18 protein-coding genes and 1 pseudogene are annotated in these 24,020 nt (G+C 68.9%); 11 read left to right on the top strand and 8 right to left on the bottom strand.

Features of this window, described 5'->3' with window-relative positions; genetic code table 11:
* Window positions 1-242: 242 nt before the first annotated feature.
* From gap to ACTG9Q_RS26900, 5 genes are all read left to right on the top strand, one after another.
* Complete coding sequence (gene gap, locus ACTG9Q_RS26920; protein WP_455575703.1) at window positions 243-1,247, top strand: type I glyceraldehyde-3-phosphate dehydrogenase; 1,005 nt, start codon at window positions 243-245, stop codon at window positions 1,245-1,247.
* Window positions 1,247-2,434 carry a phosphoglycerate kinase gene (locus ACTG9Q_RS26915; protein ID WP_455575702.1) on the top strand — a complete coding sequence of 396 codons (1,188 nt, stop codon included), beginning with the start codon at window positions 1,247-1,249 and terminating at the stop codon, window positions 2,432-2,434. Before gap ends, ACTG9Q_RS26915 begins: the two co-directional genes overlap by 1 nt.
* Entirely contained in the window at window positions 2,434-3,219 is a 786-nt protein-coding gene (gene tpiA, locus ACTG9Q_RS26910; RefSeq protein ID WP_455575701.1) for a triose-phosphate isomerase, read from the top strand. Before ACTG9Q_RS26915 ends, tpiA begins: the two co-directional genes overlap by 1 nt.
* Before the next feature lie 118 nt (window positions 3,220-3,337).
* Window positions 3,338-3,571, top strand: coding sequence for a preprotein translocase subunit SecG (secG, locus tag ACTG9Q_RS26905; protein ID WP_455575700.1), 234 nt, complete (start codon window positions 3,338-3,340; stop codon window positions 3,569-3,571).
* A gap of 51 nt (window positions 3,572-3,622) precedes the next feature.
* Window positions 3,623-3,964 carry an RNA polymerase-binding protein RbpA gene (locus ACTG9Q_RS26900; protein WP_455575699.1) on the top strand — a complete coding sequence of 114 codons (342 nt, stop codon included), beginning with the start codon at window positions 3,623-3,625 and terminating at the stop codon, window positions 3,962-3,964.
* An 81-nt stretch (window positions 3,965-4,045) separates the two neighbouring features.
* Here ACTG9Q_RS26900 and ACTG9Q_RS26895 read toward each other — a convergent pair whose 3' ends face one another.
* Window positions 4,046-5,209: a sensor histidine kinase gene (locus ACTG9Q_RS26895; RefSeq protein WP_455575698.1), complete on the bottom strand. Its 1,164-nt coding sequence runs from the start codon at window positions 5,207-5,209 to the stop codon at window positions 4,046-4,048.
* Between the two features lie 217 nt (window positions 5,210-5,426).
* Here ACTG9Q_RS26895 and pabB point away from each other — a divergent pair, with 217 nt between their 5' ends.
* The 3 genes from pabB (at window position 5,427) to ACTG9Q_RS26880 (ending at window position 8,017) form a co-directional block, all read left to right on the top strand.
* On the top strand, window positions 5,427-7,475 hold the full coding sequence (gene pabB / locus ACTG9Q_RS26890; protein ID WP_455575697.1) for an aminodeoxychorismate synthase component I: 2,049 nt from the start codon (window positions 5,427-5,429) through the stop codon (window positions 7,473-7,475).
* 91 nt (window positions 7,476-7,566) lie between these two features.
* On the top strand, window positions 7,567-7,728 hold the full coding sequence (locus ACTG9Q_RS26885; protein ID WP_455575696.1) for a hypothetical protein: 162 nt from the start codon (window positions 7,567-7,569) through the stop codon (window positions 7,726-7,728).
* Complete coding sequence (locus tag ACTG9Q_RS26880; RefSeq protein ID WP_455575765.1) at window positions 7,709-8,017, top strand: MOSC domain-containing protein; 309 nt, start codon at window positions 7,709-7,711, stop codon at window positions 8,015-8,017. Before ACTG9Q_RS26885 ends, ACTG9Q_RS26880 begins: the two co-directional genes overlap by 20 nt.
* Window positions 8,018-8,032: 15 nt before the next feature.
* Here the strand turns inward: ACTG9Q_RS26880 and ACTG9Q_RS26875 are convergent, their stop codons facing one another.
* Complete coding sequence (locus ACTG9Q_RS26875; RefSeq protein ID WP_455575695.1) at window positions 8,033-8,833, bottom strand: Scr1 family TA system antitoxin-like transcriptional regulator; 801 nt, start codon at window positions 8,831-8,833, stop codon at window positions 8,033-8,035.
* A gap of 54 nt (window positions 8,834-8,887) precedes the next feature.
* Window positions 8,888-9,295: a hypothetical protein gene (locus tag ACTG9Q_RS26870; RefSeq protein ID WP_455575694.1), complete on the bottom strand. Its 408-nt coding sequence runs from the start codon at window positions 9,293-9,295 to the stop codon at window positions 8,888-8,890.
* Window positions 9,296-9,654: 359 nt separating this feature from the next.
* Between ACTG9Q_RS26870 and ACTG9Q_RS26865 the strand changes: the two genes are divergently transcribed.
* From ACTG9Q_RS26865 to ACTG9Q_RS26855, 3 genes and pseudogenes are all read left to right on the top strand, one after another.
* Entirely contained in the window at window positions 9,655-10,965 is a 1,311-nt protein-coding gene (locus ACTG9Q_RS26865) for a helix-turn-helix transcriptional regulator (RefSeq protein ID WP_455575764.1), read from the top strand.
* 83 nt (window positions 10,966-11,048) lie between these two features.
* Window positions 11,049-12,086 (top strand): annotated as a pseudogene (locus tag ACTG9Q_RS26860) (glycerophosphodiester phosphodiesterase family protein); the annotation flags it as partial.
* Window positions 12,087-12,101: 15 nt separating this feature from the next.
* On the top strand, window positions 12,102-13,085 hold the full coding sequence (locus tag ACTG9Q_RS26855) for a glycerophosphodiester phosphodiesterase family protein (RefSeq protein ID WP_455575763.1): 984 nt from the start codon (window positions 12,102-12,104) through the stop codon (window positions 13,083-13,085).
* Window positions 13,086-13,111: 26 nt separating this feature from the next.
* On the opposite strand, the gene ACTG9Q_RS26850 is transcribed toward ACTG9Q_RS26855, so the two are convergent.
* The 5 genes from ACTG9Q_RS26850 to ACTG9Q_RS26830 all read right to left on the bottom strand — a co-directional run bounded on the left by ACTG9Q_RS26850 (window position 13,112) and on the right by ACTG9Q_RS26830 (window position 23,811).
* Complete coding sequence (locus ACTG9Q_RS26850) at window positions 13,112-13,321, bottom strand: hypothetical protein (RefSeq protein ID WP_455575693.1); 210 nt, start codon at window positions 13,319-13,321, stop codon at window positions 13,112-13,114.
* Window positions 13,322-13,427: 106 nt separating this feature from the next.
* On the bottom strand, window positions 13,428-14,327 hold the full coding sequence (locus ACTG9Q_RS26845; protein ID WP_455575762.1) for a serine/threonine-protein kinase: 900 nt from the start codon (window positions 14,325-14,327) through the stop codon (window positions 13,428-13,430).
* A gap of 275 nt (window positions 14,328-14,602) precedes the next feature.
* Complete coding sequence (locus ACTG9Q_RS26840) at window positions 14,603-14,818, bottom strand: hypothetical protein (protein WP_455575692.1); 216 nt, start codon at window positions 14,816-14,818, stop codon at window positions 14,603-14,605.
* Between the two features lie 609 nt (window positions 14,819-15,427).
* On the bottom strand, window positions 15,428-17,593 hold the full coding sequence (locus ACTG9Q_RS26835; RefSeq protein ID WP_455575691.1) for an MBL fold metallo-hydrolase: 2,166 nt from the start codon (window positions 17,591-17,593) through the stop codon (window positions 15,428-15,430).
* Complete coding sequence (locus ACTG9Q_RS26830; protein ID WP_455575690.1) at window positions 17,590-23,811, bottom strand: hypothetical protein; 6,222 nt, start codon at window positions 23,809-23,811, stop codon at window positions 17,590-17,592. The genes ACTG9Q_RS26835 and ACTG9Q_RS26830 overlap by 4 nt, the downstream gene beginning before the upstream one ends.
* Between the last annotated feature and the right edge of the window lie 209 nt (window positions 23,812-24,020).

Here is a 24,020-nt window from a genome sequence, read left to right as displayed (position 1 = left end):
GGGTGAACGAAGCGGAGTCCGCCCGACGTGGGGGCAGGCGGACTCCGCTTCGTTTTTTCGTTCTGGCCGATCACGGGCTGATCACTGGGCCGATCACGTCCACGATGCGGTCAGGGGTTGGCGGGACCAGCCCTGGTCTGATTCGATAAAGAGACACAGCCGACCTGCGTTCCCGCGCGCCCACGTGCGGCGACTAGGGTTTCGGTTCGGACACAAGGCCCCATTGACGAGGAGACAAGACGGTGACGGTGCGAGTAGGCGTCAACGGTTTCGGTCGTATCGGTCGCAACTTCTTCCGGGCCGTGGCGGCCGGTGACCACGACATCGAGATCGTGGCCTTCAACGACCTCGGCGACGTGGCCACCATGGCGCACCTCCTCAAGTACGACAGCATCCTCGGCAGGCTGCCGCAGGACGTGTCGGTCACGGCCGAGGGCATCAAGGTCGGCGACCAGACCATCAAGGCCCTCGCCGAGCGCGACCCGGGCAAGCTGCCCTGGAAGGACCTCGGCGTCGACGTCGTGGTCGAGTCCACCGGCTTCTTCACCAACGCCGCCGACGCGCGCAAGCACGTCGACGAGGGCGGCGCCAAGAAGGTCATCATCTCCGCGCCCGCCAAGGGCGAGGACCTGACCATCGTGCTCGGGGCCAACGAGGACAAGTACGACGGCTCGCAGACGGTGATCTCCAACGCCTCCTGCACCACCAACTGCCTGGCGCCGCTGGCGAAGGTCCTGCACGACAGCTTCACCGTCGAGCGCGGCCTGATGACCACGATCCACGCCTACACCCAGGACCAGAACCTGCAGGACGCCCCGCACGGCGACCTGCGCCGCGCTCGCGCCGCCGCGCTGAACATCGTGCCCACCTCGACCGGCGCCGCCAAGGCGATCGGCTTGGTCCTGCCCGAGCTCAAGGGCAAGCTCGACGGCTACGCCCTGCGCGTGCCGGTGCCGACCGGCTCGGCCACCGACCTGACCGTCACCCTGGGCCGCGAGGTCACCCTGGACGAGGTCAACGCCGCGTACAAGGCCGCCGCCGACGGCCCGCTGGCGGGCATCCTGCGCTACAACGACGACCCGATCGTCTCCTCCGACATCGTCACCGACCCGGCGTCGTGCATCTACGACGCGCCGCTGACCAAGGTCAACGGCAACCAGGTCAAGGTCGTCGGCTGGTACGACAACGAGTGGGGCTACTCCAACCGCCTCGCCGACCTGACCGCGCTCGTGGCGTCGAAGCTCTGATGCGGACGCTGGACGACCTGCTCGCCGAGGGGGTGGCCGGTCGGCGCGTGCTGGTGCGCGCCGACCTCAACGTCCCCCTCGACGGCACCGAGATCACCGACGACGGCCGGGTCCGCGCCTCGCTGCCGACCATCTCCGCGCTCGCCTCGGCGGGCGCGCGGGTGGTCGTGGCCGCGCACCTCGGCCGCCCGAAGGGCACGCCCGAGGCGAAGTACTCCCTGGCGCCGGTCGCGCTGCGGCTCGGCGAGCTGCTGGGCGCGCCGGTCGCGCTGGCCAACGACGTCACCGGGCCCTCGGCGGTCGAGACCGTCGCCGGGCTGGCCGAGGGCGGCGTCGCGCTGCTGGAGAACGTGCGCTTCGACGCCCGCGAGACCAGCAAGGACGCCGCCGAGCGCGGCGCGCTGGCCGATGAGTACGCCGCGCTGGCCGAGGTGTTCGTCTCCGACGGCTTCGGTGTCGTGCACCGCAAGCAGGCCTCGGTGTACGAGGTGGCCACCAGGCTGCCCGCGTACGCCGGTGGCCTGGTGCTGGCCGAGGTCGACGTGCTGCGGACGCTGACCAGCGAACCCAAGCGGCCGTACGTGGTGGCGCTGGGCGGCTCGAAGGTGTCGGACAAGCTCGCCGTCATCGAGACGCTGCTGCCGAAGGTGGACGCGCTGCTCGTCGGCGGCGGGATGTGCTTCACCTTCTTGGCCGCCGAGGGCCTCGGCGTGGGCGACTCGCTGCTGGAAGCGGACATGATCGACACGTGCAAGCGGCTGCTCGCCGAGCACCCCGGCAAGATCATGCTGCCCGCCGACGTGGTCATCGCCGACGAGTTCTCCGCCGAGGCGAGCACCCAGACCGTGCTGGCCGCGCAGATCCGCGAGGGCTGGAAGGGGCTGGACATCGGCCCGATCACCGTCGAGCGCTACAGCGAGGTGCTGAGCGGCGCGGGCACCGTCTTCTGGAACGGCCCGATGGGCGTGTTCGAGCTGGCGCCGTTCGCCGAGGGCACCCGGGGCGTGGCGCGGGCGATCGTCGACTCCGCGGCGTTCTCGGTCGTCGGCGGCGGCGACTCGGCCGCGGCCGTGCGCCTGCTCGGCCTGCCCGAGGACGGCTTCTCGCACATCTCCACCGGCGGCGGCGCGTCGCTGGAGTTCCTGGAGGGCAAAGACCTCCCCGGCGTGTCAGTGCTGGAGGGCTAGTGGCGCGGCAGACGCTCATCGCGGGCAACTGGAAGATGAACCTCAACCACCTTGAGGCCATCGCCCTGGTGCAGAAGATCGCCTTCGCACTGCCCGAGAAGTACTACGCCAAGGTCGAGGTGGCCGTGCTGCCGCCGTTCACCGACATCCGGTCCGTGCAGACCCTGGTCGACGGGGACAAGCTCCTGCTGCGCTACGGCGCCCAGGACATCTCCCCGCACGACTCCGGGGCCTACACCGGCGACATCTCCGGGCTGATGCTGGCCAAGCTGGGCTGCTCGTTCGTGACCGTCGGGCACTCCGAGCGCCGCGAGTACCACGGCGAGACCGACGAGCTGGTCAACAAGAAGGTCAAGGCGGCGCTCAAGCACGGCATCACGCCGATCCTGTGCCTGGGCGAGCGGCTGGAGGTCCGCGAGGCGGGCGAGCACGTCGAGCACTGCACGGCGCAGCTCGTCGCCGGGCTCGCGGGGCTCAAGGCCGCGCAGGTCGCCTCCGTGGTCATCGCCTACGAGCCGGTCTGGGCGATCGGCACCGGCAAGGTGGCCACGCCCGCCGACGCGCAGGAAGTGTGCGCGGCCCTGCGCAAGCAGCTCGCCGCGTCCTTCGGCGACGAGGTGGCGGCCGGGGTGCGCGTGCTCTACGGCGGCTCGGTGAAGTCCGGCAGCATCGGTGACCTGGTCGCCCAGGACGACGTCGACGGGGCACTGGTCGGCGGCGCGAGCCTGAAGGGCGAGGAGTTCACCAAGCTCTGCGCCATGGCCGCGGGCGGCCCGCTGCCCTAGATTGCGACCTTTGTCCGGTCCGGCGGTGCGGGAAGTTTCCCGGACCGCCGGGCCGATGGTCGTACCGGATGACCACACCGGGTAGCCTTGGCTTCCACCGTTCGACAGCGAGGATGACATGATCATTGCCCTGCAGATCGCGCTGATCGTCACCAGCCTTCTGCTCATCCTGTTGGTCCTGCTCCACCGCGGCCGCGGTGGCGGCTTGTCGTCGCTCTTCGGCGGTGGCATGCAGTCCAGCCTGTCGGGCTCCAGCGTGGTGGAGAAGAACCTGGATCGGGCGACCTTGTTCATCGGCTCGATCTGGGTCATCTGCATCGTCGGCCTGGGCCTGCTGGTCAAGATCGCGTGATTCTGGACAGGGCGTCTGACGACGCCATTTCTTGTGGGGGTGTGAAATCCGATGGCCGGTGGTAATGCGATCCGGGGAACCCGGGTCGGTGCTGGTCCCATGGGCGAATCCGAGCGTGGCGAATCCGCCCCTCGGCAGCGGGTCTCGTACTGGTGCGCCAACGGCCACGAGTCCCGTCCCGCCTTCGCCGTAGACGCCGAGAAGCCCGACTCCTGGGACTGCCCCCGGTGCGGGCTCCCGGCCGGACTGGACGAACAGGCCCCGCCAAAGGCCCCGCGGAACGAGCCGTACAAGACCCACCTGGCCTACGTGAAGGAACGCCGCTCGGACGCCGACGGCGAGGCCATCCTGGCCGAGGCCCTGGCCAAGCTGAAGGCCAAGCGCGAACTGTAGACAGTGCCGACGGCAGGCCCTGACCACCACCGGTCAGGGCCTGCCGTCGTGCTGTGCCCCGGGTCCGTGCCCGGCGTGGGGTCAGAGGGGGTAGCGGGCGACGAGCCGGTAGCCGCCGTCGGCGGTCGGGCCCGCGTCCAGGGTGCCGGACAGCAGGCTGGCGCGTTCGCGCAGGCCCAGGAGGCCGTGGCCGCCGGAGGGGAACGCGGGGGGACGCCTGCGCGGGCGGCCGTTGCGGACCTCGATCTCCAGGTGGCCGTCGGCCTCGGTGACCAGGACCGACGTCCGGGCGCCGCCCGCGTGCTTGCGGACGTTGGTCAACGCCTCCTGGACGGTCCGGTACGCCGCGCGGGAGACGGGCGCGGGGACGGTGACCGGGTCGATGGAGATGGTCATGGCGACACCCTCGTGGACCAGGGCGTCGACCTCGTCCAGGCCCGGCTGGATCTCCTCCTCGTCGCCGCCGGACCGCAGCACGCCGACCAGTTCGCGCAGTTCCTCCAGGGTGCGGGTGCTCAGGGCGCGGATGGTCGCGGCGGCCTCGCGGGATTCGGGGTCGGCGGTGCCGACTTGGAGGGCGCCCGCCTGCATGGCGATCAGCGTGACCTGGTGGGACACCACGTCGTGCATCTCCCGGGCGAGTTTGGCGCGTTCGGCGGCGCGGACGGTGGCGGCCTGGAGGCGCTGTTCGCGGTCGCGGCTGCGGGCGAGGTCGCGGATTCTGGCGGAGAGCTGCCCCCTGACGGTGATCAGCATGCCGATGGCGACCGGCATTCCCGCCACCAGGACGCCGTAGATCGCGTCCAGGACGTGGTCTCGCCAGGTCAGCTCCAGGAAATCGGCCCACGGCCACAGGACGAACCGGGACAGGCCGACCAGCAGGGCGCCGAGCGCGGTCTTCCAGGAGAACAGCTCGCGCTTGGCCAGGGAGCCCAGGGCGATCATCGCGGCCAGCTGCGCCCACCCGACGAAGAACCCGGGGATGCACAGCAGCACCGTGGCGAAGGGCAGGTGGCGGCGCAGCAGCAGGGCCGCCACCGACAGCCAGCTGAACCACGGCGAATACCACGGCGGCGCGTCGGGCACCACCAGCCACACGTCCAGGGCGGCGACGACGACGGCGGCGACGTCGGACGCCACCGCGCGGGTGCGGGGCTTGGCGTCGGCCAGGATGCGGGGGAGGCGCAGGGGAACTTGGCGTGGAGGAGTCGCCGGGGGCACGTCGATCAGCGTGCCACCTCCCATCGCCGCCGGTGGTAGGGGCTGGTCAGCCCGGTCGTGCTCGTCGGCGCGGGGCTGGGGGACCGCCGCGCCGGCGGTAGCATTCTCCCGGCTCGGGGCCGGATGGCGCCGTCGCTGTGGCATGGATCGCCCCCCTCGTCACCTGAAGGAGACGCTGCCGCCACCGCTCCGGGACGCCCGACCGTGAAGATCTGTGCGAGCGCAAACGAGAGGAGGGGCCGTGCGGACGCTGATCGTGGACAACCACGACTCCTTCACCTACAACCTGTACCAGGCCATGGCCGCCATCGACGGGGCGCGCCCCACCGTGGTGCGCAACGACGAGGACTGGGACCTCGGCGGCCTCGCCGACTTCGACAACGTGGTCATCTCACCCGGCCCCGGCCACCCGGGCACCCACCGCGACGTCGGCCTCAGCGCCGCCGTGCTGGCCGCCGCCCGCCAGCCGCTGCTCGGGGTCTGCCTGGGCTTCCAGGGCCTCTGCCTGCTGGCGGGCGCCCGCGTCGGCCACGCCCCCCAGGCACGCCACGGCAGGCTCTCCAGCGTCCACCACGACGGCCGGGACCTGTTCGACGGCCTGCCCTCCCCGCTGCGCGTGGTCCGCTACCACTCCCTGGCCGTCACCGACCTGCCCGCCGAGCTGGAGGCGAGCGCCTGGGCCGACGACGGTGTCCTCATGGGAGTGCGCCACCGTGACCGTCCCGCGTGGGGGGTGCAGTTCCACCCGGAGTCCGTCTGCACCGAACACGGCGTCGACCTGCTGGCCAACTTCACCGCTCTGACCCGCCGCCACCGCGCCGAGCAGCCCCGCGAGCGCATCACCATCGCCTCGCCGCCCAGGCCCCGGCCCGTGGCCCGGGTGCTGGTCCGCCACCTCACCCTCCCGGTCACCGCGGAGGAGGCTTTCGACGCCCTCTACCGCGAGTCCCCGCACGCCTTCTGGCTCGACTCGGCCGCGGGCGGGCGGTTCTCCTTCCTCGGCGACGCGGGCGGGCCGCTGGCGAGGACCGCCGTCGCCGACGTCGCCGCGGGCACCGTCACGGTCACCGGGGCGAGCGGCACCGACGTCCACCACACCCCGTTCCTCGACTGGCTCGACGCCGACCTGGCCGACTGGCCGGTCGAGGCGCCGTACCTGCCGTTCGGGTTCGCCCTGGGCTGGGTCGGCTACCTGGGCTACGAGCTCAAGGCCGAGTGCGGCGGCGCCCGCGCCCACACCAGCCCGGACCCCGACGCCGCCCTGATCTTCGCCGACCGCGCCATCGCCTTCGACCACCGCAGCGGCGAGATCCACCTGCTGGCCCTGTCCACCCCGGCCACCGACGCCGCCGCCCGCCGCTGGCAGGACGAGACCGCCGACCGGCTGGCCGCCCTGGCCCCCCTGCCCCCGCCGGGCCCGCAGCCCCCGGTGGGCCCGCTGAGCGCCCGCCACGACCGCGCCGACTACCTCGCCATGATCGACGAGTGCCTGTCGGCCATCCGCGACGGCGAGTCCTACGAGGTCTGCCTGACCAACCAGCTCACCGCCCCGGCCGAGATCGACGTCTGGCCCACCTACCGGCGTCTCCGCAAGGCGAACCCCGCCCCTTTCGGCGCCCTGCTCCGCCTGGGCGACCGCGCCGTGTTGAGCGCTTCCCCGGAGCGGTTCCTCGCCGTCTCCGCCGACGGCATGGTGGAATCCCGTCCCATCAAGGGAACGCGACCGCGCGGCCGTGGCCCGGAGGAGGACGCGGCCCTGCGGCTCGACCTCGCCACCGCGGAGAAGGACCGCGCCGAGAACCTCATGATCGTGGACCTGGTCCGCAACGACCTGGGCGTCTACGCCGAAATCGGCTCGGTCCACGTGCCCGCGCTGTTCCAAGTGGAGTCCTACGCGACCGTCCACCAACTGGTGAGCACCGTCCGCGCCCGCCTGGCCGAAGGCGTCTCCACGGTCCGCTGCCTGCGCGCGGCATTCCCGGGCGGCTCGATGACGGGGGCGCCGAAGGAACGCACCATGGAGATCATCGACCGCCTGGAGGCGGGCGCGCGCGGGGTCTACTCCGGAGCCCTGGGCTGGTTCTCACTGACGGGCGCCGCGGACCTGAGCATGGTCATCCGAACCCTGGTGGTCCGCCCAGGCGAAGTCTCCTTCGGCGTCGGCGGCGCCGTGGTGGCGCTGTCGGACCCGGCCGACGAGCACGAGGAAACGGTGGTGAAGGCGTCGGCCCTGCTGGACCTGCTCGGCGTCCCCTTCCCCGGCCGAGCCCCGGCAACCGACCGCGGCTAGCGACCCACCCACTGACCGGCCGAGCACCGGTGACCGGCCCACTCACCGAAGATCGGGTTGCTGGCAACTGCTTAACCCGGCCGGGGAGCCGGTGACCGACAGCGACGCGTATCTGCGGGCGTACCTTGGCCGTGACGACGTGGCGCTGGCGCCCGAGGGCGAGGTGTCCCACTTCGACCAGTTGCCGCTGAGCGTACTGACCACCGCGACCCCTCGACTGGGTCCGGCGGACGCTGCCTGGCGTACCCGTTGACGAACGCCGGTTCCGACCGAACATCCTGGTGCGCACCCCACCGGGCACCACGCCCTTCGTCGAGGACCACTGGCTCGGCAAGACCGCTGTGATCGGCGACGAAACCCGAATCGAGTTCGTCCGCTCCAGCGAACGCTGCGTCATGGTCAACGAGGCCCAACCTGCCCTGCCGCATTCCCCCTTGGTGCTCAAGACAATCGCCACCGCACACGACAACCGCCTCGACGCCCTGGCCCGCGTCCTCACCCCAGGCCACATCGCCGTAGGCGACCCACTCACCCTCGCCTAGCGCGCTGCCCAGCCTTCACGGCTGCCACTCCCGGAGGAGCGCCACCGACGCTCTTGGCGACAGTGCCCGCCGCCTCAACCCCTCGGCCAAACGCTCGAAGTACGCCACCGTTGCCAAATCATGCGCGGTGCACACGGCCAACCGACTCGGCTCCACTACGACCGGAGGTGTACCGTACACGATCTGGAACGGGCTGACCGGCGGCAGTTCCACGCTCGCCGGAATGACCCAGAGTTCGATGTTGGCTCGGCCTGTCAGCTCAACCAGGAACGATCGCTGATCGTCCATGGCCGGCGTGCCGCCGATGCGACGCCGGAGCGCGTATTCGCTGGTGATCCACTGAAACACCAGTGGATCGCGGTCGTCGAGGAGCGGCGCCTGTCGCTGCTCACGCGCGACGTTCTGCACGGTGCTGCCCAGTTTCGCCAGCGCTGCCGCGTACATCTGCGTCTGAAGGTGCACCGGCACCAACCACGGGTCGAACACCGTGACCTGCTCGGCGAAGGCTTCCAGGCCCACCACCAACTCGACGTCGCGCTGCCCGCTCACCGCGTCGACATCCGGCTCGGTCTTCCGACGAGCAGCCGCCAACAACGAACTTGATCGCGGGAACCACGCTGCCCGGTCGAGGCGATTGCACAGCACCTCGATGGCCGGCTGGCTCACGAGGTTCTTGCCAGCCAGCGCAAGAGTCACCGATGCCCTGGACACTCCCAACCACGACGCCACCGTCGCATGGGTTACTCGCGTTTCGGCAACCAGCCGCTCCAGCTCGAACCGCAACAGCCGCCGCGCCACTGACGGTGCCAGCGGCACCCGAGAGCAATCACGAAGCGGGGCGAACCAACGGTTCCACGTTCGGGGCATCGGTCACTTCGGTCGCCGCTCACGAGGTTTGACCGCTGCGCCGGGCAACTCACCGTCCCGCAGCCGAACCACACGCCCCCGCTGCTCTACGCACTCGTTCTCTTCGCAGCGCAAGCGGTATTGCTCCAAGCACCGCAGCAAGGCGTCGTGGAGGTCGTGGTACCAGCGTTGCACAAATGCCGAGCGCTCCAGCCCAGCGCTGTGCTCGCGTGCGGTCTCCAGTGCCGCGACGTAGGTCTCGTAGTAGGTGAGACGCTCAAGGTCCGTCGCGCCGTCGCGCAGCGTGAAGCGGATGAAGTGGTCGACAACGTCATGGACGTTCGCCGACCTCGGCCATGGCGGCACAGTCCAGTGTTGTGCGCTGTGCGGGGAGAGGACACCGCTGCGCGGCGCACGGGTAGTGCCATTCACAGCGCACTCACCTCGATGACCAATGACGGCGTTGACATGAACATCTCCAAAGTGGACTTGCCCAGGAGGCTTTGGCGGACGGACTGCTTCTTGCTCGCGGACGCGGCCTCTAACTCGATCGGCGCATGGGGAGCACTCCGCCCGGAGCTGACTGAACCCGGAGTCGGGGACGACAACGTCGTGGGGGAGGCGGGTCAGGCTTGCGTGGTCGTTCCGGTCAGGGCATTAAGGGCCTGAGACCAATGAAACACCAGCTCAGATATGTGGGTCACTACGTGTGCGGCATTGCCACACCGCTTGTCACCACCGGCTAGGCTTGTCAGTAGCCGTAGGCAGGCACACTCGGAAGCGTGGATGACATGGCACGTGAGGCAGCAGCCATCGCGGAGTTGCGCCGTGCATTGGGCGAACGCCTGGCCATCTTTCGCAAGGCCGCCGGGGTGACCCAGGGTCAACTCGCGGCTGCGGCCTACTGTGACCGAACGACTGTTGCGCATATCGAGAAGGGTCGGGGCCGCGCAGACGAGCGCTTTTGGCGTATTGTCGATGGGGCGACCAAGGCCGATAGCCAGCTCATCACCGACTACCTTCAGCTTGAAGCGGCACGACTGGCGCACGCAAGTCAGGAACGAGCCATCGGGCGGGTTGCAGCGCAAAGCCAGGTCGATTTGGTTCGTGCAACGCCGCTCACCGCTTGGGCGTCGCCTGCGACTGGTGACGATGACGAGATCGCGGCTGCGGAGTTGTTGCGGCGGGTATCGGCCAGTGATGTTGGCAATGAGACGCTGACACAACTTGAATGCGCGGTTGATGACCTGGCGACCGCCTATCCGGTGACATTGCCGGAAGCACTCTTGTCACGTCTGCGGAGTCATTTGTCGTATGTGCGTATGCTGATGGATGCGCGCATGACATTGGAAGAACGGCAGCGGCTCATTGTTGCTGGTGCCTGGCTGTCATTGCTTGCGGCCACGGTGCATATCGACTTGAATCATGTTGCCGCCGCCACTGCCCACCTGCGCACTGCTGCCAGTCTGGCCAAGCAGGCGGGCCATGATGAGATCCGGGCGTGGTGCTATGAAACCGAAGCCTGGCGAGTGCTGACTGAAGGGAATTTCTCCCAAGCCGTTGTCTTGTCCCGTACGGCGCAAGACCTTGCCCCTGCCGGAAGCAGTATCGCTATTCAAGCCACCGCGCAAGAGGGGCGGGCTTGGGCGCGGCTCAAGCAGCCGCGAGAAGCGCACGATGCCATCGGCCGGGTGAGCAAATTGGTCGCACCGCTTCGGCGACCCGATCGGCCGGAGCATCATTACCGGTACGACCCTGACAAGTCGATCGCCTACATGGCAACCACACTGGCGTGGATAGGTGACCCCGCTGCTGAGAGCTTCGCCCGGGAGATCATTGCCCGGCTCAAGCCGAGCGAAGCCGACGGGAAGTGGCCGAGGCGGATGGCATCGGCCAACCTCGACCTGGCCTTGGCCCTGCTTGCCTCCGACCGCCTCGACGAGGCCTGCCATGCCGCACAGCAGGCCATCTCATCCGGCCGCGTGGTCCCGTCCAACCAGTGGCGGGCGGCGGAGGTCGTGCGGGCGGTTGAGGTGCGGCAGTTGCCGGAAGCGAAAGACCTGCGCGAGGCTTTTGAGAGCTTGCGGCGCGGCCAGAGCTGATGGTGTCGTTGGCGCAGGTCGCTCGCGAGACGGGGGCTTGAGTTCATCCGGAGGTCACCGGGTGGTGTGGTTGGCGGACGAGCATGCCTGCCATGAAGCGATCCCTTATAGCGCTGGCGGTGGTCGTCGCGTCGGTGGGCACCGTGGCGGCCGTGCCTGCTGCGGCGCGTTCTCAGCGGGAGTTTGATCTGCAGGCCCACCGGGGTGGGCTGGGGTTGCGGGTGGAGAGCAGTCTGAGTTCGTTCGGCAACGCCATTCGGCTGGGGGTGTCCACTCTGGAGCTGGATGTGCAGATCACCGAGGACGGGCGGGCCGTGGTCACCCATGACCGCCGGGTGGACGCGCGCAAGTGCCGGGACACCGCTCCCGTGACCGGGGGCGATCCTGAGTTCCCCTACGTCGGCAAGTACGTCAACACTCTCAGCCTCGCCCAGGTGCGGACCCTCGACTGCGGCTCCCTGCGCCTGGCCGACCACCCCGGCCAGCGCTTGGCCCCCGGCTCCAAGATGCCGCTGCTCAGCGAGGTCTTCGCCCTTGTCAAGCGCTACGACGCCCACGACGTGCGGTTCAACATCGAGACCAAGGTCGAGGCGGGGGCGCCGCACGAGACGGCGCCGCGTGAGCAGTTCGTGCAGGTCACCAACCGGGAGATCAACGCAGCGGGCATGGCCAGGCGGGTCAGCGTGCAGAGCTTCGACTGGGGGACGCTGATGCGCTGGCGGGAGGTCGCGCCGCGCGTCCCCCGGGTCGCGCTGACCAACTACGACTTCCTCCAGACCGGGCAGCCGGGCAGGTCGCCCTGGCTCGGCGGGCTGGACATCGACGACTTCGGCGGCGACCCGATCGCGGCGATCAAGACCTTCGGCGCCGCCGCCTTCTCCCCGGTGCACGGCTTCCCGCAGAACGGCAAGGTCACCGACCCCGGCTACCGGCCCTACGTCACCGCCGACATGGTCCGCCACGCCCACCGCAACGGGATCAAGGTCATCCCGTGGACCGTCAACGACGCGCCCACCATGGCCAAGCTGATCGACGACGGCGTGGACGGCCTCATCACCGACTACCCCGACCGCCTGCGGGACCTCCTCGCCACCCGCGGCCACCGGCTCCCGCGCGGCCACGCCTCCCCGTTCGACATCCAGGGCCACCGCGGCGCCCGCGCGGTGCTGCCGGAGAACACCATCGCCGCCTTCAACCACGCCCTGGCCAACCCCGACGTGTCCACCCTCGAACTCGACACCGGGATCACCGCCGACGGCCAGGTCGTCGTCATCCACGACCGCACCGTCAACGGCTCGCACTGCGTCGACACCGCGCCCGCCGCGGCGAACGACCCCGAGTTCCCCTACGTCGGCAAGCGCGTGCGCGAGCTGACCCTGGCGCAGGTCAAGACCCTGGACTGCGGCGTCAAGACCCTGGCGGAGTTCCCGAACCAGCGCGCCGTCCCCGGCGAGCGCGTCCCCACCCTGGCCGAGGTCTTCGCCGCGGTCCGCGCCTCGGGCCGCGCTGACGTCCGGCTCAACATCGAGACGAAGATCAGCCCGACAGCGGGGGACACCGCGCCCTACGACGTGTTCACCCGCAAGGTCGTCGGCGAGATCCAGCGCGCCGGGTTCGCCCGCCGCGCGACCATCCAGTCCTTCGACTGGCGCACCATCATGCTCTCCCGCGAACTCGACCGTCGCATTGAGACAGTCGCGCTGGTCTGGCAGTACGGCCCGCGGGAGTGCGCCACCGTCGCCGACGAGTGCTCGCTCCAGGCCGCCTACGGCGACCCGTCGGTCAAGAGCCCGTGGACCGGCGGCCTGGACTGGTGGCGTCACCGGGACCTCGGCAAGCTCGTGCGCAGGGCCGGTGCGTCCACTGTGTCCTCGAACTGGCAGGTGCACGACCCGAACCAGGGCACCGTCACCTCAGCCGACTGGTACGTCAGGGAGAACCCGGCCTACTTCCACGGCCCGACCGTCGACGACCTGCGCCGCAAGGGAATCAAGGTGATCCCGTACACCGTGAACGACAGCGCCACCATGCTGCGCCTGATCGCGCTCGGCGTCGACGGCATCATCACCGACGACCCCGACCTCCTGGTCGACGTCGCCGTCCTGACCGGCCTGCGCTGACGTGCCGTTGGCAGCCGAGCCCGTGGTTACCCGGTGAACCGGGTCAACATCGCGCGCAGCTCGGCTGCCAGCGGGTGTCCGGGGCCGAGATCGACGAGCAGCGAGCGCAACTCGATCGCGGCTCCGCGCACGTCCCCCGCCGACGCCCGCAACTTGGCCGTTTCCTCCCGGAGTTCGACAACCTCGCTGTGAGTCGCGCCGAGTTGCGCTCGCCGGATTTCCAGCACCGGTTCCAACAGGCCCAAGGCTTCTGGTGCCCGACCAAGCGCGGCGTGACAGACCGCGATCTGCAGTCGCCAGTGCAGGAGGTCCGCGTCGTCGATGGGCCGTTCCGGTCCGATTTCATCGACGAGGCGTTCGTACTGGATGAACGCGCCCGCGTAATCGCCGCCGAGCAGCAGTGTGCTGGCGAGTTGCAGCCGGGCGCCGCGCTGCTGGCCGCGCGGGAGCCGCGCCGGGCTGCCGGAGCAGGCCGTCCAGCAGCTCCGCCGCCTGCGTGAACCGTCCCGCGTCGGCCAACTCGGCGGCTTCGTCCCGAACCCCGGCGAGGTCGACCGGCGCGGGCGTGGCTCGCATGGGTTCGCGGGAGGTGGCCCGGCCGCGAGGGGCGAACGGATGCCGGTACGGCCGCGTGGGGTCTGACGGTGGCGATGGTTCGAACGAGGCACTGGAACGCGGCGACGGCAGGAACGGCAGTAGCCGCTCGTACACCTCCTGCGCGTCGTCCGACCGGTCATCGGGTGCTTTGGCGAGCAGTCGCAGCACGAGTTCTTCGATCTCGACCGGCGTGTCAGCCCGATCTGCCCGTAGCGGCGGGGGCGGGTCCTCCACGTGCTGTCGCATCGCCGGGAAGGTTCCCTCGGTCGTGAAGGGCCGAGTGCCCGCGAGGAGTTCGTGCAGGATGCAGCCGAGGGAGTACAGGTCGCTGCGGGGACTGGGCATACCGCCGAGGACCTGCTCCGGGGACATGTACGCGGGACTCCCGATGGCTTCACCGGTGGTGGTCAGCCGGGTCAGATTCGCATGGAGCAGGGCCGCAACGCCGAAGTCGAGCACGGTGACCGACCCATCCGGTCTGATCATCACGTTGGTCGGCTTGAGGTCGCGGTGCACCAGGGACGCCGCGTGGGCGGCGGCCAGCACCGACGCGATCTGCGCGGCCACGGCGACCGTCGACTCCAGTGGCACCGGTTCGTTCTGGGCGAGGAAGTCGACCAAGTCGATCCCAGGAACCAGTTGCATGACCAGGAACAGCTCGTCGCCATCGGTGCCCGCGTCGAAGACCGCAGGCACCCAGGGTGCTCGACGCGGGCGGTGAGCCGTGCTTCCCGGATGAATCGCTTCACCAGTGCAGTGCGATCCGCGCCGGATGAGAGAGCATCAGCCCGTAGCAGCTTGACGGCCACCGCCCGGTCGAGCCGCTTGTCGAACCCGGACCAGACCTCACCCATCCCGCCGCGCCCGATCGGCGCGGTCAGCTCGTATCGCCCGGCCAGGGTCCGTCGCACCGCCATCGATCAGGCCACATCCCTGCGCAGCGACTCGTAGGCGTAGCGGCGGGCGATGCTCTTCAGCTCCGAGTTGAACTGCGGGTCGTCGGCGAACATCTGCACCGCCTTGGTGTCGTTCTCGATGCGCTCGTAGAGCTTGTCCTCGAATACCTCGTCGAAGACGTGGTCGAAGTTCTCCTCGTCGTTGGCGAACGCCGCCGCCCGCACCTGCGGCTCGGCCATCGCCGCCTCCGCCGACCCGCGCACGATGTCGGTTTCCCCGAGGTTGCTGCCGAACCGCTCGTTGAGTTCGGCGATCAGCTCGGCCAGCGACGCGAGGGCCGCTCGTGCCGCCCGCCGCCTGCGCCGGAGAACCCTGGAAGCACCTGCTCGCCCTCCGGGGCGAGTGCGAGGTCATGCTTGCCGGTGTTGCCGATCCGTAGGTGGGTGCCGGGTGCTCGCGGGCCTGAGCGCGCGGGAGACCGCAGACCTGCTGCGCACGACTCCCGGCGCCGTCCGAGTCGCGCAGCATCGGGCGCTGAAGAAGCTGCGATCCAGGATCGCGGCCAGGTGCGAGCCCGACTGGCGAGACTGAGTCGGATTCCGTGTTCGGTGGGCGTTCTCAGCCGTGTCGAATCGAGAACCTAAGGCAGGTGAACGAAATGGCGAACTCCGGGCACACGCGCGCCCCGCATGGCCGGTCGTCGTGCAGGTAGTGGTGGGCCGGAGCACCCGCCGCACCACCGGCGATCATGCCAGCTTCCGCTTCGTGCGTTGGCACCAAACACCTGGCACGGTGGCTGGGCGTGAACGGTGTGGTCGAACGCGGCCAGCCCCATACGTCACCTGCCATCATAGGCGCCGCGCTCGCCACGCCTTCGTCGGGACAACGCGATGGCCGCGGCTTCTGAGGTATGCGCCGTACTCCCGCTGCGCGCCGAGCACGCCGTGGACGAGCATCACCTCGGCGGGCGCGATGGCGTCGATGATCGAGGTGAGGCCCGCGCGGTCGGCATGCGCCGACAGGCCGAACTTCGCTACCCGTGCGTTCACGTCGACACGTCGGCCGTCGAGCTCGAACGCGGGGCTCGATCCGTTCGTGAGGTCGAGCAACGCCCGCCCCGGCGATTCGGCGTCCTGGTAGCCCGCGACCAGCAGCCCGGCCGTGTGATCGGGCAGGATCTTCCGTGCCCACTGGACGGCGGGTCCGCCGTTCAGCATTCCGGACGTCGTCACGATGACGCCGCGCCGGAATGAGGTGATCAGTTCTGCTCGCCGTTCGACGGGCACCTCGCGCACATTCTCCCCGAAGATCTTGAGCGGCCTGTCCCCGTCCGCGGTTTGCCGCTCGTAGATCCGGGTTATCTCCTTTGCCATGCCGTCGATGAGGACAGGGACGTCGGGAAGCCTGTCCCGCAGGGTGAGCGCGACTTCCTGTGCCCGGCCGAGCGCGAACGCGGGCACCAGCACGCGCCCGCCGGAGCCGACGATCTCCGACACGGTCGAGACGAAGTTGTCGACCTCGGTGTTGCGGTGCGAGCCACCGTCGCGGCAGTTGGTGGATTCGATGACGAGCAGGTCGCAGTCGCGGGCGGAATCAGGCACGACCAGCCCTGGGGTGGTGGCCTGGGTGAGGTCGCTGACGTCGCCGGTGATCGTGACGCGGTCCGGCCCCGCCGAGATGACGACCCCCGCGGCGCCCAGAATGTGTCCCGCGGGGAACAGTTCAACCGTGACCCCAGGAGCGATCTCGACCGTTCGACCGCACACCACCTCCCGGATGCGGCGCTGCGCCTCTTGGACTTGGACCGTTGTGTATGGAGGAACCGCGCGGGGTTCGCCGTAGGTGTTGTCGACGTCCCGGCTGAACACCTTGACCGAGTCGGCCCACATCGTCGGCAAGAGCGCGGCTGTGTCGGGTGTGCAGAGCAGGTCGATGTCGGAGTGGTCAGCCATGAGCGCGGGCACATAGCCCGCGTGGTCGTTGTGGGCGTGGGTGATGACGATCGCGTCGATCCGGCCCGCTCTGGCCACGTGGATATCGCGCGGGCCCGCGTCGTTCATCGGGCGCTTGGGGCGCATACCCGCGTCCACCAACATGCGCACGCCGCCGACCTCGACAAGCATGCAGGAACCGCCGATGTCGGTGTCGCCGCCCAATGGGGTCAAGGTGATTCCGCGGTCGCGGGTCAGCAGCCCCGCCTCGGCAGGCTGCCGTGATTCCGGCACGGGTGGCGTCGGGTGGACGATCTCGCCAAGAACGGCCAGGAACTGCGCGTCCGTCAGGAGTGCTCGGTTCAGTGCGTCCCTGACCACGGGGTGGGCGTTGTCGACTGACGCCGTGGCTGGTTCCGGCAGCAGCTCGGAGTCACGAGGGTCGCGGTCGGCGGCGTCACTGCTGGTCTGCCGGGGACTGGTGGCTTCGATCAGGACCTTTGCCGCATGGGAGACGTCGGTGGCCAGAGCAGCGGTTCGGCCCCGCGTGACGACGAGTTCGGCGCGCAGGGCTTGGATCACGGCCAGCGCGTCCGCCAGGTCGGATTCCATGGCCGACAGATCCGCTCGGGCGGCGTCGCGCTCACCCACGGCGTAGTCGAACTGGGCCCGGGCCCGGTCACGAGCGGCCCGTGCTTGGGCAAGGTCCCTTGCTGCTCGACGTGCCGCTCGTTCTTCTTTGCCTGCTTTCTCCGCTCGTTCCGTTGCGACGATGCAGGGCTTGGCGTCGACCCGGTTCGGATCGGCCGCGAGCGCCACCGCGGCTGACTCCGCGAGTCGCGGCTCCGGCGCGACGAGGTCCCGAAGCAGGGGATGGGCATTGGCGAGGTCGGAATCGTGTCTTTCGGCGAGCGTGGCGCGTAGCCGCTCGGAGCGCGCGATCACCTGGAGGAGCTGGCTGGTGTTGGCGGTGGTGAACCGGGCCGGATCAATGTCGCGATCCACGAAGGCAGGCGTGTGGAGCAGTTCGACGGCCGCTTCGCGTAGGAGGGTGCGCAGTAATCTCCGTTGTTCCACGCTCATCTACTGCCGACCTGGCCTGGTCTGTCGGCCCCGGCGATGAGCGTGGCCTGTGCCATCACCGGCTCGATCTGGAGCAGCCCATCCGCCGCGGTTGCCAGAACACCGAGCGTCGTCAGCACGGCGACGACGCCATCGGTGTCGGGGTAGCCGTAGGTGCGCAGCGCGTCCGCGCTCAACGCCTCGGTTCCCGGTTCAGCGCTCTCAGCGTGCAACCTCAGGTAGTCGGCGAAAGTGGCGGCATCGGCGAGGTCGTTGACGTAGTGACCACACAGGACCGACCAGGCTTGGGAAAGCACCTTGTCGGCTCGGATTCCAGACTGGGCCACCAGGTTGTCCGCATGGACCGGATCGGCCAAATATGACCGAATCCTGCCCAGCGGATCACGCGTCGGCGACTCCGGGTTGTTCGTGAGCTCATCGGTGACACGATTGACGTTGACGGGCCACCCGCCGGTGACCGCGAGCAGCTCGTTTCGCGAGGCGTCATCTTGGAATGGCAAGGAAGACTCGTTGAGCCACAAGCGCAGGTCGGTGCTGCCGTACCGACGCAGGCCGACTACCGCCGACGATGCGTCGGACTGGTCCACCGCCGTCAGCCACGCAGGCACATGAGCCGCGGTGGTGATGATGACGATGCCGAGCGTTCCGCCCGAGTGCGCCGCGATGAGTTCTCGTGACTCGTTCCACGCGGCCAGCACGTCGCGGTGTGTTGCTGAGTCTGGAACACCGACCACGACGACCGCATGCCTGCCCGCCGCGTGCAGCGTCGCCCTGTCGCAGGTTTTGCGCAGCTGTGAGAGGGAAGCGTCGATCAGGTGGTTGGTGCCACGGTTCTCGTATCGCAGGGTTTTCGCGCATCGCTGGACGGTCAGGGCGGGGGAACCCGCGATGAGGCGCACCTGGCTTCGCTGCGCAAGCAGGTCGGCGATCTGCTGGGAGGTCAGCGGTCCACGAGTCGGGCCGCCACAGTACGACGGCCGCATGAGGGAGCCGTCAAAACTCTCCGGCAGTGGCGTCGACTCAGCTTGCTCGAGCACCTCGTCGACGTCGTCGCGGGAGCCGAGGAGGTCCAGGATGTTCGGGGTGCGAAGCCGGTAACCGCCATCGGCGTACGACAGAACGCCGAGATCGACGCACTCATCGAGCAGGGCGTGGAATTCACCGGTGCGCACGGCTCCGGCGGCGAAGCCCTGCGGCCACCACTGCTCACACTCGCTGCGCAGCCGGGCCGGGGTCAGGGTCGAGCCGACACCGCTGGAGTGGGCGTGGAACGCGACGCTGTAGGCGATGATCTTGTAGCGCGGGTCGAGGTTGAGCGTCCATTCGAACCGCTTCCGGAATGAGGTGCGCAGGGCACTGTCAGACCAGACAGCGACGATGTCCGAACCGGTCACCACGTGCGGCGGAGCTGTGGTCGCGAGAGAGACCTTGTACAGGTTGCGCAGCAGCTGGTCGCCGAAGAGCTGGATCAGCGCGGGCTGGTTGTTCGCGAGCGCGATCACGCGCGCGGCCTGCTCGTCGTTGCTCTCGAAGTGGTAGCCGAGCGCGCGAAGCGGCTGGGTGAGAAGGTCATAGGCGGGCTGCGGCGCCAATGGGCCGACGCACACCGGGTCACCGAAGTGCGCGAGCGGGTGGTTCGCCAACCGCTCGAACCGGGCTGTCTTGTGGAGTCCCGCGAACACGACCTTGACGGCCCGGTCCGTCGACTCCATCAGCTCCTTGAAGTGGCTGACATGGGTGAACCCGCTGTCGGTCGCGTCGCCGTCGAGGAAGAAGTCGGACTCGTCGAGCAACAACAGCAGCTGACGACCGGGAATTTTCTTGATCCAACTCCTGATCCCCTTGATGAGCGTGGCTGCGACGTCGCTCGTGGGGACGTCATCAGGCAAGATCTTCTTGTCGGCCAGGCTGGGCCACAGCTCCAGCCAGACCGAGTCCACCGGATGGGACTGCCCGACCTTGAAAATCGACTGGTAGATGGCGTGCCGGAGATTGTTGTCGTCGAACTCCCTCGCCGCCGCCCGCAGCAGTGCGGACTTTCCCAGCTGCCTGCCGCCGTAGACGATGCAGGGCCCCATCATGTCGACGACTTTGTCGCGTTCTTCGGTTCGGCCGTAGAACATCTCCGGCGACACGAGACCCGCGACGTCCGGAGTGAACGGGAACGCCGTGGTGAACGGCAGAGTGATCGACATGGTGATGTCGCGGCCTGCCTCCGGCTGCACCGCGAGGTAGGCGAACGCCGCGTCGTCGATCACGACAGCGGGCGGCAGTTTCCTGCCCCGGTGGAACAGAGTGGCCAGCTCACGGCGCGCTGCTGGGTCCAGTGTCCCGAAGTAGAGCACGATGATCGACTGATCGACTGGTTCGGAGCGCAACAACTCGATGAGTTCCGGAGGTGTGGGTGATCCCCATACCGCGAGCAACCGCAACGAGTCCCCGGACGGGCTCATGCGGGACCCGTAGGCGGGAATCAGCGCCTTGCCCGAGGTGGCGCGGGCCCCGGTGAGGTGCGCCCAAGACGACCGCTGCGACTTCCCCGTGAGCTTGCGCTGAAGTTCCATCGTCTCGACGAAGAACGCGAGCTGTTCGAGAATCGCCTTGACGTGGTTGGTTCTCTCAGCCAGCGTTTTGGCGTCGGCCAGCGCGATCCAGTTCTCGAGCCGACGCGCCGTGGTCGTGGGTCGCAGAATCGTCGACACATCGATGTCGGCCTTGTTGAGCAGATCCGCCAGCGGCGTGTCCACCGGGTTCACGCCCGCTTTGATCACGTCGCTCAACTCGCGCATCCGGCCGGCGCGACCGGAGCCGCCCGCGCCCGCGAACAGCTCAGGAAACGCCGGGTAGAAGCGGGTCAGGTGCTGGAGTTCGGCCTTAGGGGCCGGGAGGTCGCGGCCGCTGCGGAGCGTTTCGCGGAATTCGTTGGCCGTGGTGATGTCGCCCTGGTCGATACAGCCGCGGATTCGGTCGAGATCGTCGGCGCTGATCCTGAGGCCTGCGAGTGCTTCTCGGGCGGCTTCGCAGGCGGCGCCGACAGCGGTGTCCCGGCCCGTCTCGATCTCATCGAGGGCGGCCATCATGGTGTCGAAATCCCTTCGGGTGCCACGAGAACCGGCCTCGTAGGCACGCGCACGACTGGACAGATCGGTCCACTGGTCGTAGTTGAGGCGGCCGAAGCGACGGTCGGAGTCGATTCGCTGGAGCAGGTCGACGACCTTTCCGTCGAGCTTCTCGATCGACCGGGTCACCGCGCTGTCGCGTTCGGCGGACAACCGCTGTGCCAGGCGTGGGTCGGTCGGGCGCAACGTCTCGACGAGGATCTGCGCGCCGACGTGATCGTGGCGCGCCAGGCGACCGGCAAAACTGGCGGTCCAGCCGCGTTCGGCGGCGGCGAGCGCTTCCGAGGCCGCGGCGACATCGTCAACCGTGACCGGCCGCAACGGTGCGAGGGTCACGTCGAGTGGCAGGTCCATCGCGAGTGCCAGCTGCCCGGCGATGACGCGATCCGCGGCCACCTCGACCTCGTTGAGCGCAACTGGTGCTCCCAGCAAGTCCAAGGCTTCGCTGAGCAGCGCAAGCCCGATGTCAATCGCGGCGTCCCGCGTTGGCGACCCGCTTCCGGTCAACGTGGCCAGTTCGGCGATGGCCGTGGCCCGGGTCGCGGTGACACGGCGGCGAAGGTCGGCCATCGGATCGGCCATCCACGTTCCGGTGGCGGGCCGGTTGAGGTTGTCGGTCGCCGCCACCCACATGGCGAGCAGTTCGGTGACGTCATTGGTCCAGTCGAGGATCTTGTCCCTGGCGCGCGCCTCGATCTTGCGCGGGCGACGTTTCGTGGTCCGCAGCACCAGGCTGTCCCGATCGAGGGCAGCCTCCACGTTCGGGCGCGATCGAAGCTCGGCGACTTGGGCGCGGACGATGCTCACATCCTCGGCCGACTGGGAGCCGGACGCGAGGATGGCCAGGGGCCTGCCGAGGTAACCGGTGGGAGATATCCACGACTGCCACAGCTCGGTCGCGGCGACGTAGCGAATGGTCCGGGACGGCCCCCCTTTCAGCATGGACCGCGCGGTAGCCGCGAGCCTCTCGTGCTCGGCCTCGGCACCCGCGGCCTCAACCACCGCGCCCGCGCTTTGCGGAGTCAGGTAGACCCCGCTGTAGAACGCGGTGAGCAGGGCGTCGGTGAGGTTCTCGACAGCGTGGCCGGTCTTCACGATGCTGGTGGTGACGTCCCGCAGCACGGTGGCCGCGCTGGCGATCGGGGACAGCAGGCCCGCGCGTACGGAGGCCGCGTACACCAGCATCTGGAGCCCGAGCCGGTCGTGGAGGTCGTCGGCGTCGAGCCCCTTGGCGATGTCGGCGAAAGCGGCGGCGTTCGACCCGAGGGACGAGCGGATCGCGACCCCGTGCGCGGTGAGGCGGAACACGGCGCTGTCGGCGGGAGGCTGGTCGAGTGCGTCGCTGAGCCAGGATGCCAACGCGAACTTCCGATCGCGGAGCAGTCGGGACAGCAGTTCGGTGTGCTGGCCTGGCGCGTCCTCGGGTGCCACGGCGAGGTCCGGCTGCGGCGCACCGCGATCAGCGCCGGGTACGAAGTTCGGGTTCGGGGCGTTCGGACTCGCTGCCGCGGCCGGTTCGGGGGTCTGCGGGGCCGGAATGGTGAACGAGAGATCAGCGATCACCGTTGCCAGGTCGTCGTCGTGGTCCAGCGAGAGCTCACCGTCGCCCTCGGTCTGGGCGACGTCGGTTTCCGCGTTCGCGACCTCGGCCGCAGGAGCGGCGTCACGCACTGGCTCGCCGGACGCATCCGGCGCTTCGGCGTCGAGGAGAACCGGGCGTGGGTCACCCTGCCCCTCGTTCACGTCCTCCCGGTGAGTCCCGTCGCTTACGTTCCCGTCGCTTTCCTGGTGAGGCAGGCTCGCGACCTCCAGGTCTCCGGTGTTCGCCGACATCAACAGCGGCATCGCCGAGGGGAGGCCCACCTGGACGACTCGGGCCAGTTCGGCACCGCGCTGCGGGTCGGTCCCGGCAAGTTCGACGATCGCGAGGAAAGCGTCCAAGCTGGTAAGCAGGACAGGGTCGGTGTCCTGGTCGACTCCGGCCGCGAGGTCCGCGATCGCCGCGGCTTCGGCGGCGAAATAGTCGGGAGCGCGTAGTCCGGTCAACAACCGGATGCGGTCGAGCAAGGCATTCGACGCGCTGGTGGCGGCGAGATCGTCTAGCAGCGCCCGGGCGTGCTCAAGCGATTCCGGTGGCTCACCGTGCCCAGCAGAGGCGATGTCGTCGAAGAGAGCGGTCATCAAGCCGATCACGTCGAGCAAGGTGGACACCCGTTCTGGATCGGGAATCCGGCCTGTTCCCAGGCTCACGCTCAACTCGGGCAGCACATCGGTCTGGACCGCGGCCACCGCTTGGCCGATCTCGGCATGACGAGCGCTCAGTTCGTCCAGTCTGCCTTCGGTCCAGGTGCTGTCCGGCTCGACCGAGGGTGGTGCGTCGCCATCGGCCCAGTCTTCGAAGTCGGGATTCAACGCGAACGAGCCAGATTCGTCCATCTGCTTGACCACCTGTGTCAGCCGGTAAAGCGGAATCGGCCGCTCCGGAAGTTCTGGTTCCCGCTCCCGAAGGCGACCCCACGCGGTTTCGATCGCCGAAAGCTGGTCGGCACCCCAGAAGTCCGGTGGGTCCGCGACGAGCCAGGCGAGTGCCGCTGTGGAGCCCGCGTGCCCCGCACTGGCCATCGCTGCCCACCCGGCCACCCAGGTGGACCCCCGCGGACTGCCTTCGTTGTGGCCGAGGAGTTCGACAAGGATCTCGGAATCGGCGAGAAACCGCAGCCGGTCAGGATCGCCGGAAAGCAACGCGACGAGTTCGGCTCGATCAAGCTCCTCGGTCAACCAGGTGAAGGTCACCACCGCGGGGAGCACGTCGTGCAGGATCTTGATCGTGAGGTCGTCAGGTGCGCGAGTCAGCCTGGCCAGCAGTGTTTGAGAGTAAACTCCGAGCGGAGCGCTCTTGCGGAGTTTGAGCTGCTGCCTGACGAACGCGGAAGTCTGCGGGGGAAGTCGCCGGATCTCCGCTTGGAGGTCGACCGGCGCGATGGCACCCGCAGCCGACTTGGCCAGCTTTGCCGCTCGTAGAACACGAACCTCGTCAGCGGTCAGCGAGCCGCAGCCGCTTTCATCGCGGACGTGGAATTCGTGGCCTAGATCGCTCAATGCCGGGCTCCTCACCACGGTTGCGCCCCTGGGGAGCGGCATCAACCAGTGGGCACCGTCGCTCCCAGTTCGCGGGATACATCGACATTTTCAACGCGGAGTTACCGGACCAGTCGTATCCGTAGTGGATCTTCATTCAATCGTGACATCAGGTTCTGGTCGCCGAGCGACGCCCAATACCCGGGTGCCTGCACACGGCACCCGGGTAT

The organism is Actinokineospora lacus, assembly GCF_053813445.1.
Note: the sequence above shows the minus strand (reverse complement) of the source record. Positions and strands in the feature narration are given on the sequence as shown.